This window comes from Holdemania sp. (genome assembly GCF_986127675.1).
This window is the reverse complement of record NZ_CFQZWI010000021.1, coordinates 1-15,928: the sequence shown is the minus strand read 5'-3', so window position 1 is coordinate 15,928 and position 15,928 is coordinate 1. Positions and strand designations below refer to the sequence as shown.

Below are 15,928 nucleotides of genomic sequence, written 5' to 3'. Positions count from 1 at the left end.
GATTCAGTCTGTCCGGTCATGCTTGAATCGACAGTTTTTGCAGGAAAGGGGGCATTTTAATGTTTAAGTATGTATTAAAACGGATTGGCGTCGGAATTTTGACGTTGTTCATTCTGGCGACCGTAACCTTTTTTTTGATGAAGATTATACCGGGTTCTCCGTTTGCTGGTGAAAACACGAAAATTCCGGCTTCCGTTCAGGAAAAGCTGATGGCGAAGTACAATCTGGACAAACCGGTTCTGGAACAGTATGTCATTTATATGAAAAGCGCTGTCCAGGGAGATTTCGGCGTGTCGACCTTCCGTAAAGGCCGCAGCGTTAACGAAATTATTGCGATTGGCATGCCGGTCACGGCGAAGCTGGGCTTTGTCTCGTTTGTGATCGCGATGGTGGTCGGCATTACGCTGGGCACGATCGCAGCCTTTACCAAACATAAATGGGTCGACAACCTCGTCATTGCAATCGCGACTGCCGGCGTCAGTATTCCGGGATTCCTGTTGGCGCTGTTGTTGATGATTGTGTTCGGGGTCTGGCTGCACATGTTCCCGATCGTCGGCTTGTCAAGCTGGAAGCACTATGTGCTGCCGGCAGTATCTCTGGCGCTTTCGCCGATCGCGATGATCGCCCGACTGACCCGTTCCAGCATGATGGAAGTCATGCGTCAGGATTATATGGTTTTAGCCCGGTCCAAGGGTTCCTCTCAGCTGAAGGTCATTGTGAAACATGGTTTGAAAAACGCGATGATTCCAGTCATCACTTATGCCGGACCGCTGATCGCCACGCTGATGACAGGCTCGTTCGTTATTGAAAGTCTGTTTTCGGTACCGGGGATCGGTGCGGAATACGTGACAAGTATTTCCAACCGTGACTATACGATGATTATGGGCCTGACGATTTTCTTCGGCGCTTTTATCATCATCGCCAACATCATCACCGATATTTTGAACGCTGTCGTTGATCCGCGGATCAAGCTGGACAGCTAGAAGGGAGCTAGCGATGGAAGAAAAAGAACTCGTGCTGGATGACAGTCTGTTTGAACCGCTGGACAGCAGCGAAAAAAACAACGAATTTATTGCCATTGAAAGCAAAACTTATCTCCAGGATGCCTGGCGGCGTTTCAAAAAGAATAAGCTGGCTCTGTTCGGATTGATCTTTTTGATTTTAATCACTCTGGCGGCGATCATCATTCCGATGGTTTCTCCGTTTACCTATGACGGTCAGGATCTGGCCAACCGCAATGCTTTGCCGAATATGGTGCATCTGATGGGCACGGACAAGCTGGGCCGCGATATCATGGTGCGCGTTATGTACGGCGCGCGGATTTCCCTGACGATCGGGTTTGTCGCCGCGTTTCTGAATCTGATCATCGGCGTTATTTACGGCGGGATCAGCGGCTTTGTCGGCGGCAAGGTTGATATGGTCATGATGCGGATCGTCGACTGCATCTATGCGATTCCGTCGATGCTGTACGTCATCCTGATCATGATGATTTTCGGATCGAATATGTTTTCGGTCTTGTTAGGCATTTCCATTTCCTCCTGGGTCGGCATGGCCCGGCAGGTCCGCTCGCAGATCCAGACACTGAAGCAGCAGGAATTCTCGATGGCGGCGTTTGTCATCGGCGCCAGTAAGAAAAGGATCCTGTTTAAACATCTGATTATCAACTGTATGGGACCGATCATCGTTTCCGCAACCTTAATGGTGCCGAACGCGATCTTTACCGAAGCGTTCCTGAGCTTCATCGGCATCGGCATCAGCGCGCCGCAGGCAAGCTGGGGCACTTTGGCTTCGGAAGCCCGCGGTCTGGTGCAGAGCTATCCAATTCAGATTATCTGGCCGGTCGCGGCGATCTGTCTGACGATGTTGTCGCTGAACTTCATTGGCGATGGTTTCGGCGAAGCGCTGGACCCGAAGAAGAGATAAGGAGGAGAAAACCATGAATGAACTGTTGAAAGTTGATCATCTGACCGTGGATTTCTCCACCGATCAGGGCACGGTGCACGCGGTCCGCGACGTCTCGTTCTGCGTTTATCCGCAGGAAGTGCTCGGCATCGTCGGCGAATCCGGTTCCGGCAAGAGCCAGACGATGTATTCCGTCATGGGTTTATTGGCGGATAACGGTAAGATCACTGCGGAAGATATTTTGTTTGACGGCAGGAAAATCCATGAATCCGCATTTAAGAATCATACGGAATATGAAAAGACGATGCAGCATATCCGCGGCAACGACATGGCGATGATTTTCCAGGATCCGATGACGTTTTTGAATCCGGTTTTGAAAATCGGCACACAGCTGATCGAACCGCTGCAGAATCATACGAAGATGTCGAAGAAAGAATGCGAACAGAAAGCGATTGAGCTGATGCGTCAGGTTGGCATACCTTCTCCGGAAAAGCGGATGAATCAATACCCTTACGAGTTTTCCGGCGGCATGCGGCAGCGGATTATCATTGCGATGGCGCTGGCCTGCAATCCAAAGCTGATCATTGCGGACGAACCGACAACTGCGCTGGACGTAACAATCCAGGCGCAGGTGCTGGAACTGATCCAGGATATGAAAGAAAAGCTTGGTTCCTCCGTCATTATGATTACCCACGATCTGGGCGTTGTCGCCAGTTTGTGCAACCGGATCGCGATTATGTACGGCGGCAAGATAGTTGAAATCGGCACGGACAAAGAAATTTTCTATGAACCGAAGCATCCTTATACTCAGGGGCTGTTGAACTGCATCAACAATCCGGAGGACGACGACAAAGATCTTCAGCCGATCCCGGGCTCTCCGCCGGATTTATTAAATCCGCCGAAGGGTTGTCCGTTTGTCGACCGCTGTGAAAAGGCCATGCGGATCTGTAAGGAACAGATGCCTTCCGCCACGGCTTTCTCCAAAACGCACGAATGCGCCTGCTGGCTTAATGAATTGAAGAAAAGGGAGGGTAAAAAATGAACAGCGAAGTCATTTTAAAAGTTACCGACCTGAAGACCCATTTCGACGTCACCAAGGGCATGTTTTCGAAGAAGCAGATTGTCAAGGCTGTCGACGGCGTCAGCTTTGAAATTCATAAAGGCGAAACCTTTGGATTAGTCGGTGAATCCGGCTGTGGAAAATCCACGCTGGGCCGCACGATCGTGAAATTATACGAACCGACAGCCGGCACGATTGAATACAAAGGGCAGGATATCACCAAGCTGAAAGGCAAGGAGTTAAAAGAATTCCGGAAATCGGTTCAGATGATTTTCCAGGATCCGTATGCATCGCTGAACCCGCGAATGACCGTTGGCGAAATCATCCGGGAACCGATGGATATCCACAATATTTACAACAGTTCAAAAGAACGTGAAGACCGGGTCGTGGAGCTGTTGAAAATCGTCGGATTGAAACCGGACCATATTCGCCGCTATCCGCATGAATTCTCCGGCGGCCAGCGGCAGCGCATTTCGATCGCCAGAACGTTGGCGCTGAATCCGGATTTCATCATCTGCGACGAACCAATTTCCGCACTGGACGTTTCCATTCAGGCACAGATTATCAATCTGTTGAAGAACATTCAGAAGGAATTGGGCATTTCCTATCTGTTTGTGGCTCATGATCTGAGCATGGTCAAGCATATTTCTGACCGAATCGGCGTCATGTATCTGGGCAACATGGTGGAGATCGGCGAAAGCAGCGATTTGTATCACAACCCGATGCATCCTTACACCAAAGCGCTGTTATCGGCTGTTCCGATTCCGGATCCGGAAATCGGCAAGTCCAAGAAGCGGATCGTTCTGCAGGGCGAGCTGCCGAGTCCGCTGGATCCGCCGTCAGGCTGCGCTTTCCGCACCCGCTGTCCATACGCGACCGAGGAATGTGCCAAAGCCAAACCGCAGCCGTCGATCATCAACGGCCGTCAGGTTTCCTGCTTCCAGTTTCAAGCGGGATCAAAACGATAAGCTGTATCACACGGGATTTCCTGGGAAGTTCCGTGTTTTTTTGTCTTTATAAACAAGTGAAGTTGATAGGCAAAAGCCGTAAAAAAGATTACAATGGAAACATAGAGGCTGGTTGAAAGGGATAATTTATGTTTAAAGAAGATATGAATGAAATAAGACGTATTATGAAAACAGCGAACAAGCAGGTGTGTTGGAAAATATATTTTCTTATCGGTCTGGGCTGCTGTTCCTGGCTGTTTGCGCGCAATCAACAAGTTGCGGAAACGGCGCTGATCTCGATGAAGCCGTTTGGCTGCGAAACCTATGAAATTACAAGGAAGACAGCCAGCGCACAAGCGGGCAATCAGCGTTATCAAATCGAAATGAACTGTAAGAAATATGGAAAAGTGGGAATGACTCTGCGTGCTTCGCTGTTCCGTTCTGACGAAACCGATTGGCTGGATCAACGAATTCGATCGGAATTGAGTACTTATTTCGAGAATGTAGTGCGCGGACATGCGGAAGACGTGATGCCAAACAAGGTAACGCAAGAACAAGTGGCTGCGATGAGCTTGACAGAAGCGGGGCTACATCAGCCGTTACAGCAACTCAAGACACAAATTGAAGCCTTTCAGCCGGAAGGTACAGAAGCGTTGTTCTTCATTCTGTGCAGAGACGGCCGGGCAGCGGCGATCACGATGAGTTCAGAGGAATTACTGACAAAGGAAGGTGTTGAAGAATTGCGGACCTTTCTTAATGCGGATCTATCGTTTATCATAGAACAATAAAACAATATGAATTTCTTTTTCCGCTGCGAAGATTAGACTTTTCAAGTAAAAAATTGAAATATACAAGGAGAAAACAAGATATTCCCAAGGTAAGCTTAAGGCTGTTCAGCTTGGAGGAAACTGAAGATGGTCAAAAATGAAAATTCAACGTCGCTGGGGGATGAATTGAAATACGCATGGGAGCGCAGCCGAAAACATCGGAAATGGCGAAACCGGTGTCTGCTGAGTGTACTTGTCGTTGCCCTGGGCGCTTTTCTATATTTCAAACACCAGGAAAGAGTATCGCCGGTCTTGTTGTCGCTGAAACCTTTCGGCTGCGATCATTTCACAGCCAGCGGTCAGGATGCGCATCGCGATGCTCTGGGGGAACTCAATTACACGGTACAGCTGCGCTGTGAGGACGCAGGCAGTCTTTTGAAGGCAAGCGTATCGCTGATCGAGTCGGCACGGCCTTTGCAGCTTATGAATTTGATGAAGCAGGATCTGCGCGGCTATCTGAAAGGCCAGCGAAATGCGCAGACACGTTGTAAAACCAGCTGTCTGCGGCTGCCGGAGGAACTTGACGAAACTTGGCTTGCATCGCTGACGTTTGAAGAAAGTCAGGTCCTGAAGGATCCACAGGCGGCAATCCGACAGATCCGGCAGGCGCAGATTCCTGGCACACAGGACACCTGTTTTTTCCTGCGGCGGGAAAACCGTGTGATTTTTGTGCAGCTGACAGGGGAAGATTCGCTATCCGAATCTGCACTGAAAGAACTACTTTCCTTATTCGACGCCGATTTCTCCTTTTTAGATGCCTGAATAAGCTGATTGTCTCGAATGCCGCTGTTCATACGCTATAAACTTTCATCAAGATCGGCGTTTATCCACGCCGTTTTTCTTTTCCTGCATAGACATGAATGAGGAGGTGAGATCAATGGCAAAAATTATGGTTTATGATCCGGACACCAATCAGATTTATACGGAATGGCGGGCAGAAAACGACCCGATGCCGTATTCCTACGGCAGGACGTTATTAGTCCGGGAATTCCGTGGTTCCAGCCGGTCCACGGTTTTCTGGACGACGACGACGGCGATGGAAGCCTGGAACGCCACCCGGCGGACCTACGGCGCGGCGATTCCGGTCGGTTACGCGTTTAAGCGGATCTGGGAAGGCGGCCACGGCCTGCAGTCACAGCATTACGTCGGCGTCTCCTTTGACGTCGGCCAGCGGCTGTCGCAAAGTCAGCGTAATCAGATCTGGCGGACAGCGAACAACCTCGGCGTCTGGGGTTATGTCGAACCCCTGTCGATGACCCCGACCTGGGTTCACTTCGACCGCCGTTATGCCCGCGGCGCCTGCGGCGGCACATCGGGATTCCCGACGCTGCGTGAAGGTTCGGTGGGCTGCTACACGCTGGTGCTGCAGGACGCACTGAATGCCCTGGGCTATTCGACGCGCTGGCTGGATGGCAAATTCGGCAACGCGACCCGCACAGCGCTGATTCAGTATCAGCGCGATAACGGTTTGGGCGCAGACGGTATCGCCGGCTGTCAGACCTGGAGAAGAATTGCGGCGGAAGTCGTCGGCATCGGACGAACCCCGACGGTGATCGATCCATAAACAGACAAGGCAGGCTCAGCCTGCCTTACATACAGAATAGAAGTGAAAATTAAGAATGGAAAGAATTGGGGAATTTCATATGTTTAAAGGAAGGAAAAATTCGGTAATCCCCCTTTATGAAGGCTTTTTTTTAAGAAAAGAACGAAAAAATACAAATGAAAGCTGATTTTCAACTTTGCAAAAAACATTTCTATGCTATAATCATTGAGTCTTATCGTATATCTTCACAGGGAACAGCGTGAAGAGTTTCTACCCAATGGCTATATATTGGACTACGATAGAATTCAAGGGACAATTCTGTCTGTGACTTCTATCGAATCGGTAGAAGTTTTTTATTTGAAATCAGGAAGGAGAACTCATGAAAAAACAGTCAACAATCCTGCTGATCGCGCCGATCACGATCCTGCTTGTGGTCGTGCTGATCCTTCCGCTTCTGGCGGTTCTGTTACCAACCGTGTTTGAAGGCGGGGCGGTGACGTTAGGCCGCTACATCGCCTTTTTCCAGGATCCCTATTACATCAAAATCTTTATCCGGACGCTGCGGATCGCGTTAGTCTGCACGCTGGTCTGCATGATTCTGGGGATTCCGACGGCGTATTTTATTTCCCGGGTCTCAAAGAAATGGCGCGGTATTCTGATGTCCGTCGCACTGTTTCCGATGCTGACAAACTCGGTCATCCGGGCCTTTGCCTGGATCAACATTCTCGGCAAGAACGGCATCGTAAATCAGATTCTTTCCGCGCTGCATCTGGTCGATCAGCCGCTGTCGATGCTGTACACCGAATTCTCCGTTCTCGTTGGTACGATCTATCTGTTTCTGCCGCTAATGATCATCACGCTGGTCGGCGTCATGGAAAACATTGACAACGATATGATGGAAGCGGCGGAAAGTCTGGGCGCCAGCCGGCTGCTTTCATTCTTTAAGGTCATTCTGCCGATGTCGATTCCGGGCATTATCACCGGGGCGGTGCTGGTGTTTACCGGCGCGATGACGGCGTACACGACGCCGCAGTTATTAGGCGGCCCGAAAAACATGCTGCTGTCGACGCTGATCTATCAGCGAGCGATGACGCTCAACGACTGGACCGGCGCGAGCGTGGTGGCGTTAGTGATGATCGTGACGACGCTGATCGTTATGAAGGGACTTAATGCCATTGCCGGCCGGCTGGATAAGCGGGGTGAAAACTGATGCGTAAAAATAAATTTCTGACCTTCTATGCCTGTCTGGTGTTCGGCTTTCTGTTTCTGCCGCTGGCGATCATTGCGGTGACGGCGTTCAACACGGCGTCGACGATCAGTTTTCCGATCTCCGGCTTTACCTTCAAATGGTTTGCCAACGTCTTCGCGACGAAATCCTTCCTCAGCGGCTTCCAGCTCAGCTTCATGCTGGCGATCGTGGCGACGCTGATCGCGCTGCTGGTCGGAGTCCCGGCCGCTTATGCGCTCAGCCGCAACAGCGTCAGAGGCAAAAAACTGCTGAAAAGCTTCTTCTTGTCTCCGACGATCATTCCGGGCATCGTCGTCGGTTATTCGTTATATCAGTTCATCGTTCTGAAGCTGAAGCTGCCGGTCATGCAGGGCTTACTGATCGGTCACTTCCTGGTTGTGCTGCCTTATGTCATCCGGGTTGTCGGCTCTGCGCTGGAACAATTTGATTTTTCGATTGAGGAAATGGCCTGGACGCTGGGCTGCGGCAAGGCGCAGGCGTTCTTCAAGGTCGTGCTGCCGAATATTTCTTCAGGAATTGTCGCGGCGTTTATGCTGGCGTTCATCAATTCCTTCAACAACATTCCGGTTTCGATGTTCTTAAGCGGGCCGGGCGTGCGGACGCTGCCGACGGCATTGATGAATTACATCGAATATTTCTATGATCCGACCGTCTCGGCGGTCAGCGTGCTGCTGATGGCGGCGACGATCGCGATCATGTTTGTGGTCGAAAAGACACTGGGCATCGGGGCCCTGACGAAGTAGGAGGAAAAGCATGTCAAAGGTAACCTTAAACGATATCAACGTCAGCTATGACGGCAAAACCCAGATCCTCAAGGGCCTGAATTTAGAGATCGGCGAAGGCGAGCTGGTGTCCCTGTTAGGACCTTCCGGCTGCGGCAAGACGACGACACTGCGGGTCATCGCCGGATTCATCATTCCCAGCAGCGGTCAGCTGTTTGTCGATACGGAAGAAATGACGAAAGTACCGGTGCACAAGCGCAACTTCGGTCTGGTCTTCCAGAGCTACGCGCTGTTTCCACATTTAAGCGTCTATGAAAACGTTGCGTTCGGCTTAAAGCTGAGAAAGATGGAAAAAGCAGAAATGGACCGCAAGATCAAGGAAATTCTGGAGGTCTGCGATCTGACGGAGTACGCCCAGCGCTTTCCGAAGCAGCTCTCCGGCGGGCAGCGGCAGCGTGTCGCACTGGCCCGGGCGCTGGTCATTGAGCCGCGCTTACTGTTATTGGACGAACCGTTGTCCAATCTGGACGCGAAGCTGCGTCTGAACATGCGCGTCGAGATCAAGCGGCTGCAGAAGAAGCTGGGCATCACGACGGTATTTGTCACTCACGATCAGGAAGAATGCTTCTCGATTTCGGATAAAGTCGCGGTCATGAACGGCGGCGTGATCGAACAGTTCGGCACACCGGAGGAAATCTACTCCCGGCCGAAAACGGAGTTTGTCGCTCGGTTTATCGGCTTTGAAAATTTCATCCAGCTGCGCAGGACTCAAGCAAATACCTATCGGGCCAACGACGGTTCTCTCTTCACCGCCAAGATGGATTGTGGGAAAAGCGAATGTCTGGGCACGATCCGTCCGGACGATATCCAGATCGTCACGAATGAGGAGGCCGCTGGCAACACCGTCACAGCTAAAATTGAGGTCCGCACCTATTTGGGCAAGAGCTATCAATATGAGCTGAGCACACCGATCGGGCGGTTAGTCGTTAACGACGGCTCCGGCGCGCTTTACAAAGCTGGCGACACGATCAAAATCCAGCTGCCGGCCGCCAAGATCGTACTGGTTTAATCTAATTTCCTGCCGCGGCCATCCTGCGGGATGAGGCGGCAGGAAGAATGACGCACTCTGCTTCCGAGCAGAAACCGTCGGGTTTTCTGAGAAACATCTGGAAAATCCGCCGGACTTCCGTTTGGAATTTCCATAGAAGAACTAGCTGACATTTTAAGGAGGAAAGAAAATGAGAAAGCTGATGATTTCGCTCTGCGCTCTGGCCATGATTGCGGCTGTGAGCGGCTGTTCCAGCAAGCCGGAAGGCGAAGGCCAGATCGAAGGCCAGCGCACGCTGACCGTTTCGACCTGGGGGTTAAGCGAAGACGTGCTCGTTGAGGATGTGTATGGCCCGTTTGAGGAACTGTGCAACTGTAAGGTCATCCTGGAAACCGATACGACGGCCAATCGTTATACCAAGTTGTCCACCAACCCGGATTCCACCGTCGACGTCATCGAGCTGTCGCAGGCTGCGGCGGCCAACGGCTATGTCGCCGACCTGTTTGAAAAGATCGACACCACCCAGATTCCGAATCTGGACAACATCATTGACGGCGCGAAATCGACGGTGGCCCAGGGATACGGTCCGGCTTATACGCTCAACAGCATTGGCATCATTTATGATAAGGAAGCTGTCGGCTTTGAAATTACCAGCTGGGCTGATTTGTGGAAGCCGGAACTGGCCGGCAAGCTGTCGATTCCGGAGCTGTCGACGACCTTTGGTCCGGCGATGGTTTACCTGGCTTCCGACTACAAGGGCGTCGATATCACAACGGATGACGGGGCAGCGGCATTTGAAGCGCTGAACGAGCTGAAATCCAATATCGTCAGAACCTATTCCAAGTCAAGCGATTTGGCAAATATGTTTGCGGCCGGGGAAATCGCGGTTGCGGTCGTCGGCGACTTCGGCGTGCCGGTCATCAAGAATGCGGCTCCGAATGTGGAATTCGTCGTCCCAGCCGATTACACCTACGCGAACTTCAATACGATTGATATCAATAAGAACTCCAAAAACAAAGATCTGGCTTACATGTATATCAACTGGCGCATTTCCCAGGAACTGCAGTCCGTCACCGCGGTCACGCTGAACGAAGGCCCGGTTAACAAGAACGTGGAACTGACGCCGGAACAGTCCGCGAACATGACTTACGGCGACGTGGCGGAGCGTGCGAAGTCGATCGACTATTCGTTTGTCAACCCGCTGATGGCGCAGTGGACGGATCAGTGGAACCGCACGATCAACAACTAACATCTGGAAATCTTCCTGAAGGATCAGGAAGCAACGACAAGGCAGGGTCCAACACGGATCCTGCCCTGTTTCAAATCAGAGGCGAAAGGAGAAAACCGCATGAGTACAATGAGAATCCGCAACGCCCGCGTGTTCAACAGCTATACGCAGACATTTGAGGAAAAAAGCGTGCTGATCCGTGACGGACAGTTCGCGCAGCTGCAGGAAACCGAAGAGGAACAACGCCGGCCCGCCGATCAGGAAATCGACGCTCAGGGACGCTGGATGATTCCCGGCTTGATCGACATCCACATGCATGTTGAAAGCTCGATGACCATCCCGACCGAATTTTCCCGGCAGGCGCTGTCCTTCGGCGTCACGACGGTGGTCGCCGATCCGCATGAGATCGCCAACGTGTTCGGGCTGTCAGGCATCGAAGCGTTCATGGCCAGCGAGCCGGTCATGGATATTTTCTATGGAATCCCCTCTTCTGTTCCGTCGACCAATCCGGATTGCGAAACGACCGGCGGCGTGATCGGTCTAGAAGAAGTGGACAAGCTGCTGGACAATCCGCAAATCCGCTGCCTGGGCGAGGTCATGAACTTCAAGGAGCTGGTCAGTGAGGAAGACACGCTGATCCGCCAGATTATCGCGCTGTGCAAAAAGAAACGGCCGCTGCTGCCGTTAGAGGGGCATTGCCCGAAGATCAGCGGGGCGGATCTGGCGAAGTTTATCGCTTCCGGCGTCAATGCCGATCATACTCAGCAAACTCCGGAAAGCATCGTTGAGAAAATCACCAACGGAATGTTCTTGGAAATGCAGGGCAAATCGATCCATGAAGATACCATCCGCACATTGATGGAGCATCAGTTCTACGAATATTTCAGTCTGGTGACCGATGATGTGATGCCGGATCATTTTCTGCACGGCCATCTCAATCAGGTTTTGCTTTCCGCTGTGCACTGCGGCCTGCCGATGGAAAAGGCCATTTACTGCAGTACCTTCACCTCTGCCCGGCGGATGCGTCTGGACGATCGCGGCGTGATCGCTCCGGGGAAAATCGCGGATTTCGTGCTGCTGGACAGTCTGGAAGACTGGACCGTACATCAGGTTTATAAAAACGGCGTTCTGGTCAGCGAACCGCAAAGCGGCTACGCGATTGCGGAAAAGCCGGTTTCCTTCCCGCCGGAATTTTACCATTCGCTGCATCACCGGCCCTTGACGGAAGACGATTTACTCGTCCGGGTTTCCCCGTCGGCGAAGTCCGTGACCGCCCAGGTCATCGAAATTAATCCGCGGGCGACATTTACGCGGCTGATAACTGCGGAACTGCCGGTGAAAAACGGCGTTGTTCAGTGGCAGGACCACGGGTTGGCGTTAATGGCCTGCATCGAGCGTTATGGCAAGGGCGGACAGATCGCGCTGGCGTTTACGACTGGAGGAATTCAGAAAAACGGCGCGGTTGCGTCCTCCTGGGCGCATGATCATCACAATCTGATGGTCATGGGCTCCAATGTTCCGGATATGATCGCGGCGGCCAATCATCTGCTTGCAATCCAGGGCGGCTACTGTGTCTGCGTTGATGAGAAAATCATAGCTTGCGCTTCATTGCAGGTCGGGGGCATTGTTTCCGATCAGCCGCTGGCGGAACTGGCCGGACAGATCGAGGCGGTGCGCGCGGCGATGGAGGATCAGCTGGGGTATGTCCATCACAACGCAGTGATGTCGTTTGCGACGCTGTCCTTGCCGGTATCGCCGGAGGTCAAGCTGACGGATAAAGGATTGTTGATCGGCAAAACGCTGGAATTCATTCCGCTGATCAAAGAGGAACACGCATGAGAGTCCGGATCGAGAATGTGACGTTGGTCACGACAGATGAGGCCAATCGTGTCTTTGAAAACGGCTGTCTGGTCTGGGAAGATGATACCATTTTGGCGCTGAATGATTTCAGCGTGCATGTAGACGAAGTGATCGACGGGCAGGGGGGCCTGCTTCTGCCGGGAATGGTGAATACGCATTGTCATCTGGGGATGATCCCGTTTCGTTCGCTGGGCGACGATTGCCCGGACCGGCTGCGGCGGTTTCTGTTTCCGTTGGAAAACGCGGCGATGACGCGCGAGCTGGCGCAGGCTTCGGCCCGCTACGCAGCGGCGGAAATGATGCTGGGCGGCGTGACGACGGTGTTCGACATGTATTATTTTGAGGACGCGCTGGCAGAAGCCATGGTCGAGATGAACATGCGCGCGGTGCTGGCGGAGACGATTGTCGACTTTGCCAACTGCGACAGCGACGTCCCTTATGGCGGACTGGCGATCGGCGAGCGGTTTATTCGGGAATGGAAAGGCCGGCATCCGCTGATCACGCCGGCGATCGGTCCGCACGCGACCAATACCAACAGCGCTGAAGTCTTAAAGCAAGCTCAGGCCATCGCGGAGCACTGCGATGTGCTGCTTTCGCTGCATACGGCGGAAATGGATTATGAGATGGAAACCTTCCGCAAAGAGCGGAATCAGACGCCGGTTGAATATCTGGAGTCGATCGGTTTGTTAAGCCCGCATCTGGTTGCGGCGCACTGCATTCATGTCAACGATCAGGATCTGGCGCTGATGGCGAAGTATGGCTGCCGGATAGCGCACTGCATCGGTTCGAATATGAAAGCGGGCAAAGGGATTGCACCCTTGAAGAAGATGATTGCGCATCACATCCCGGTTGGATTGGGAACGGACGGTGCTTCCAGCGGCAACACGCTGGATTTGTTCGCGCAGCTGCCGTTAATCGGCAAAGCGCACAAGACGGCCAATCATGACCGGGCGTTGTTTCCGGCGAAGGAAATTCTGCCGCTGGCGACGATCGGCGGGGCCCGGGTATTGAATCTGGACGATAAGATCGGTTCGTTAATGCCGGGGAAAAAAGCGGATCTTGTGCTGGTGGAAACGCAGTCCGCCAACATGTTCCCGATCTACGATCCATTCTCGGCTCTGGTTTACAGCGCTCATGCGGGCAATGTGGATTCAGTCTGGGTCAACGGCGTGCAGACGGTGAAGCATAAACAGCTGGTCCGTCAGGATCTGCGGCGCCTGCGGGAAGATCTGGAAGCGAAGATGCAGTTCTTCAAGGCTGAAGCGCTGCGCCGGAGCGAGGGGCTGTAAAAAACGGTTGAACATGAGCTTGATTTATCAGGAAAGTTAATGAAGAATGAGAGCGCTGAAGCGCATGCATATTAAAAAGACCTCAGAGATTCCGGAAAAACGGATAATCTGAGGCTTTCTTATTTTGCCGCATTCCTCAAAGCCAAACTTTTTTATCATTGCTGGAAAGTAAAAACATACTCTCTCAAAGATTCGGTCAAATCGGTAAATGATTAAAATACTAGGGGATAATATTGAGAATTAAGGAGAAAATGGGAGTTTTCAGACTTTAAGTATGGGAGGTAAAAAACTTTTTGGCCATTATTAAGAAGAGTTTGGTTAAATAAGGATTTGTCTGATTTCAAAGCAGCGATTCAAATTTGATATAGACCTGTTTTCAGAAATTACTGATACTTCGCCATATAACTGATGAACCAACTGAATTTTGGACTTTTTATAATTTCTGGCAGTCATGAAGGAAAAAGCAGATATATAATTTGTGGATCTACTTTTATTGTTATTGATCACAGGATAGATAACAGCCTTTGATTTCGAGTGATCAAACAATAAATTATGATCATGATATAAATAATTATATGATAATTATAAAACATTTATAAGATAAGGAAATTTGAACTTTCGATACTTTTATTATTCATGAGTTTCGATTATTCTTTAATTAGAAATCATAAGTATATTCTTAGAGGTGATAGCAATGGACAAGTTAGAATGATCTAAAATGAGAATAGAAAAGAGGAGAGAAAAATGAAGAAATGCTTTGCATTTTTGCTGGGGTTAATGCTGGCAATGACAATTACTCCGGTTTCGGCAGCTAACGGTCCTGAAAATCCTAATCCACCAGATCCCAATGATGCAACGACTGCTACTGCCGATGTTCTTAATAAACGGCAAGTAAGAAATCCTGCAGAACTAGCTGCAAATCTGGGATCTGGCGCATTTGACGGTAGCTGCGATATGTTATGGGGTGTAGTAACAAACAAGGTTGGGAGAACACATCAATCCAAGAGTTTTGCTCTTCAGTATCTTGAAGCAGAAGGTTTAAAGGCAATCAGGGAGCAATTTGAATCAGGTAATGCTGTAATTGTTAAGGGACATAGAGTTAAGCATGGAACAGGACTTTCTGATACACACTCTATAGTTTGCAACGGTTATGAAACATACTTGGAAAAGGGAAAGGATATATACGATCACTATATTACCAAATCAGGTTCGTTGCCTTACGGAACGATGGAAGAGTTTATGGTTGATTGGTATATTGAAGCGATTCATGTCTACTATTAAGCGATTGATCTCTGTATTTTGTTTGCTTATCTTGATTGCCGGATGTTCTGCTAAAGAAAATAATGGGGAACCAGCAGTTTCACCGCAAGCAGCATCAACAACAAAGCCAACTTCTGAACCAGGCATTCAGACTACAGTAGAGCCTGCGAAAGAACCGGAAGCTGCTCCAACTGCCACTAAGAAATCCGGATATAAAACTGAATCCCTTTTTAACGGAGTATTTGAATATTATGCAAAAAATCCATTGCCAGAACACATTGTTATTGAGAATAACGAATATGAAGATGGAATCGAAATACAAGTTAGCTATGAGAGAAACGATGGCGGTCATGAGTTAATTGTAACATACTATATACAAGATAATCTTATGGGATATTCCAGTGATGGAGCGCCGATCGAACGGTTGGAAAGTGAAGCTAAAATAAAAAAAGATGGATATTATGTTTTTGTAAATCCGGAAAATCCATATATTGAAGGAATTGATTTCTCTCAATATTCAGATGTCATTGTATTCGAGTAGATTTGAAGATGGTTTCTTGAAAAGAAACCATTTTTTATGAAGAATATCAGTTGGTTTTAATCAAAGAATTTATTATTTATTGGCGCGTAAACTAAATCCGAATTTCTCTCTTGAACTGTGAAGAAATTCAGTTGAAATTAGATCATAAGGATGAGGATAATTGTACTGACAGTATCTTTGTGCATAAGGGGGGACTTCTATTTCTGCGGATAATGAAATAAATGAACATGAAGATTGGTGCTTTACACGCAATGAAGGTACTGAATTGGGGAAATGTTTGAATGATTCGGACGTGACTTCTGGAATGAGATCCGGTTATATTTTGTGCGAACATTAAAGATTTTCAGGCGAAAACAATTTAAAATACAGCTTTATCGTACTAGCTAAGTTAAGCCTTCTTTGTTATATTTAATTGAAAGAGGTGAGAGGAATATGGAAGATCGGAAGAGCAC

The 15,928-nt window shown here is 50.0% G+C and carries 15 protein-coding genes and 1 riboswitch; all 15 genes read left to right on the top strand.

The window, feature by feature from the left end:
- Window positions 1-59 precede the first annotated feature (59 nt).
- The 15 genes from AC5OW4_RS05285 to AC5OW4_RS05215 all read left to right on the top strand — a co-directional run bounded on the left by AC5OW4_RS05285 (window position 60) and on the right by AC5OW4_RS05215 (window position 15,476).
- The gene (locus tag AC5OW4_RS05285; RefSeq protein ID WP_072682887.1) at window positions 60-983 is read left to right on the top strand and encodes an ABC transporter permease; all 924 of its coding nucleotides are present in this window, start codon (window positions 60-62) and stop codon (window positions 981-983) included.
- Window positions 984-996: 13 nt separating this feature from the next.
- Entirely contained in the window at window positions 997-1,923 is a 927-nt protein-coding gene (locus AC5OW4_RS05280) for an ABC transporter permease (protein WP_072682886.1), read from the top strand.
- Between the two features lie 13 nt (window positions 1,924-1,936).
- Window positions 1,937-2,944, top strand: coding sequence for an ABC transporter ATP-binding protein (locus AC5OW4_RS05275; protein ID WP_072682885.1), 1,008 nt, complete (start codon window positions 1,937-1,939; stop codon window positions 2,942-2,944).
- Entirely contained in the window at window positions 2,941-3,930 is a 990-nt protein-coding gene (locus AC5OW4_RS05270) for an ABC transporter ATP-binding protein (protein ID WP_072682884.1), read from the top strand. The genes AC5OW4_RS05275 and AC5OW4_RS05270 overlap by 4 nt, the downstream gene beginning before the upstream one ends.
- Window positions 3,931-4,094: 164 nt before the next feature.
- Complete coding sequence (locus tag AC5OW4_RS05265; protein ID WP_139248516.1) at window positions 4,095-4,697, top strand: hypothetical protein; 603 nt, start codon at window positions 4,095-4,097, stop codon at window positions 4,695-4,697.
- A gap of 126 nt (window positions 4,698-4,823) precedes the next feature.
- Window positions 4,824-5,498, top strand: a complete 675-nt coding sequence (locus AC5OW4_RS05260; protein WP_072682882.1) for a hypothetical protein — start codon at window positions 4,824-4,826, stop codon at window positions 5,496-5,498.
- Window positions 5,499-5,613: 115 nt separating this feature from the next.
- Entirely contained in the window at window positions 5,614-6,300 is a 687-nt protein-coding gene (locus AC5OW4_RS05255) for a peptidoglycan-binding domain-containing protein (protein ID WP_072682881.1), read from the top strand.
- A gap of 194 nt (window positions 6,301-6,494) precedes the next feature.
- Window positions 6,495-6,595: riboswitch (purine riboswitch) on the top strand.
- Between the two features lie 63 nt (window positions 6,596-6,658).
- Complete coding sequence (locus tag AC5OW4_RS05250) at window positions 6,659-7,489, top strand: ABC transporter permease (RefSeq protein WP_195396310.1); 831 nt, start codon at window positions 6,659-6,661, stop codon at window positions 7,487-7,489.
- Window positions 7,489-8,271, top strand: coding sequence for an ABC transporter permease (locus AC5OW4_RS05245; protein WP_195396311.1), 783 nt, complete (start codon window positions 7,489-7,491; stop codon window positions 8,269-8,271). Before AC5OW4_RS05250 ends, AC5OW4_RS05245 begins: the two co-directional genes overlap by 1 nt.
- 10 nt (window positions 8,272-8,281) lie before the next feature.
- Window positions 8,282-9,319: an ABC transporter ATP-binding protein gene (locus AC5OW4_RS05240; protein WP_195396312.1), complete on the top strand. Its 1,038-nt coding sequence runs from the start codon at window positions 8,282-8,284 to the stop codon at window positions 9,317-9,319.
- 169 nt (window positions 9,320-9,488) lie between these two features.
- The gene (locus AC5OW4_RS05235; protein WP_195396313.1) at window positions 9,489-10,547 is read left to right on the top strand and encodes an ABC transporter substrate-binding protein; all 1,059 of its coding nucleotides are present in this window, start codon (window positions 9,489-9,491) and stop codon (window positions 10,545-10,547) included.
- Between the two features lie 99 nt (window positions 10,548-10,646).
- Window positions 10,647-12,365, top strand: a complete 1,719-nt coding sequence (locus AC5OW4_RS05230) for an adenine deaminase C-terminal domain-containing protein (RefSeq protein ID WP_295768732.1) — start codon at window positions 10,647-10,649, stop codon at window positions 12,363-12,365.
- Window positions 12,362-13,675, top strand: a complete 1,314-nt coding sequence (locus AC5OW4_RS05225) for an amidohydrolase (protein ID WP_072682875.1) — start codon at window positions 12,362-12,364, stop codon at window positions 13,673-13,675. The genes AC5OW4_RS05230 and AC5OW4_RS05225 overlap by 4 nt, the downstream gene beginning before the upstream one ends.
- A gap of 744 nt (window positions 13,676-14,419) precedes the next feature.
- The gene (locus tag AC5OW4_RS05220) at window positions 14,420-14,956 is read left to right on the top strand and encodes a hypothetical protein (RefSeq protein ID WP_072682874.1); all 537 of its coding nucleotides are present in this window, start codon (window positions 14,420-14,422) and stop codon (window positions 14,954-14,956) included.
- A complete protein-coding gene (locus AC5OW4_RS05215) occupies window positions 14,943-15,476 on the top strand; it encodes a hypothetical protein (RefSeq protein ID WP_493676737.1) in 534 nt (177 codons plus the stop codon). Before AC5OW4_RS05220 ends, AC5OW4_RS05215 begins: the two co-directional genes overlap by 14 nt.
- Window positions 15,477-15,928: the final 452 nt, after the last annotated feature.

Coding starts and splice junctions, on each gene's coding strand:
- AC5OW4_RS05225 (WP_072682875.1), top strand. CDS start 12,362: ATGAGAGTCCGGATCGAGAATGTGACGTTGGTCACGACAGATGAGGCC.
- AC5OW4_RS05245 (WP_195396311.1), top strand. CDS start 7,489: ATGCGTAAAAATAAATTTCTGACCTTCTATGCCTGTCTGGTGTTCGGC.
- AC5OW4_RS05220 (WP_072682874.1), top strand. CDS start 14,420: ATGAAGAAATGCTTTGCATTTTTGCTGGGGTTAATGCTGGCAATGACA.
- AC5OW4_RS05280 (WP_072682886.1), top strand. CDS start 997: ATGGAAGAAAAAGAACTCGTGCTGGATGACAGTCTGTTTGAACCGCTG.
- AC5OW4_RS05270 (WP_072682884.1), top strand. CDS start 2,941: ATGAACAGCGAAGTCATTTTAAAAGTTACCGACCTGAAGACCCATTTC.
- AC5OW4_RS05230 (WP_295768732.1), top strand. CDS start 10,647: ATGAGTACAATGAGAATCCGCAACGCCCGCGTGTTCAACAGCTATACG.
- AC5OW4_RS05265 (WP_139248516.1), top strand. CDS start 4,095: ATGAAAACAGCGAACAAGCAGGTGTGTTGGAAAATATATTTTCTTATC.
- AC5OW4_RS05215 (WP_493676737.1), top strand. CDS start 14,943: ATGTCTACTATTAAGCGATTGATCTCTGTATTTTGTTTGCTTATCTTG.
- AC5OW4_RS05235 (WP_195396313.1), top strand. CDS start 9,489: ATGAGAAAGCTGATGATTTCGCTCTGCGCTCTGGCCATGATTGCGGCT.
- AC5OW4_RS05255 (WP_072682881.1), top strand. CDS start 5,614: ATGGCAAAAATTATGGTTTATGATCCGGACACCAATCAGATTTATACG.
- AC5OW4_RS05250 (WP_195396310.1), top strand. CDS start 6,659: ATGAAAAAACAGTCAACAATCCTGCTGATCGCGCCGATCACGATCCTG.
- AC5OW4_RS05260 (WP_072682882.1), top strand. CDS start 4,824: ATGGTCAAAAATGAAAATTCAACGTCGCTGGGGGATGAATTGAAATAC.
- AC5OW4_RS05240 (WP_195396312.1), top strand. CDS start 8,282: ATGTCAAAGGTAACCTTAAACGATATCAACGTCAGCTATGACGGCAAA.
- AC5OW4_RS05285 (WP_072682887.1), top strand. CDS start 60: ATGTTTAAGTATGTATTAAAACGGATTGGCGTCGGAATTTTGACGTTG.
- AC5OW4_RS05275 (WP_072682885.1), top strand. CDS start 1,937: ATGAATGAACTGTTGAAAGTTGATCATCTGACCGTGGATTTCTCCACC.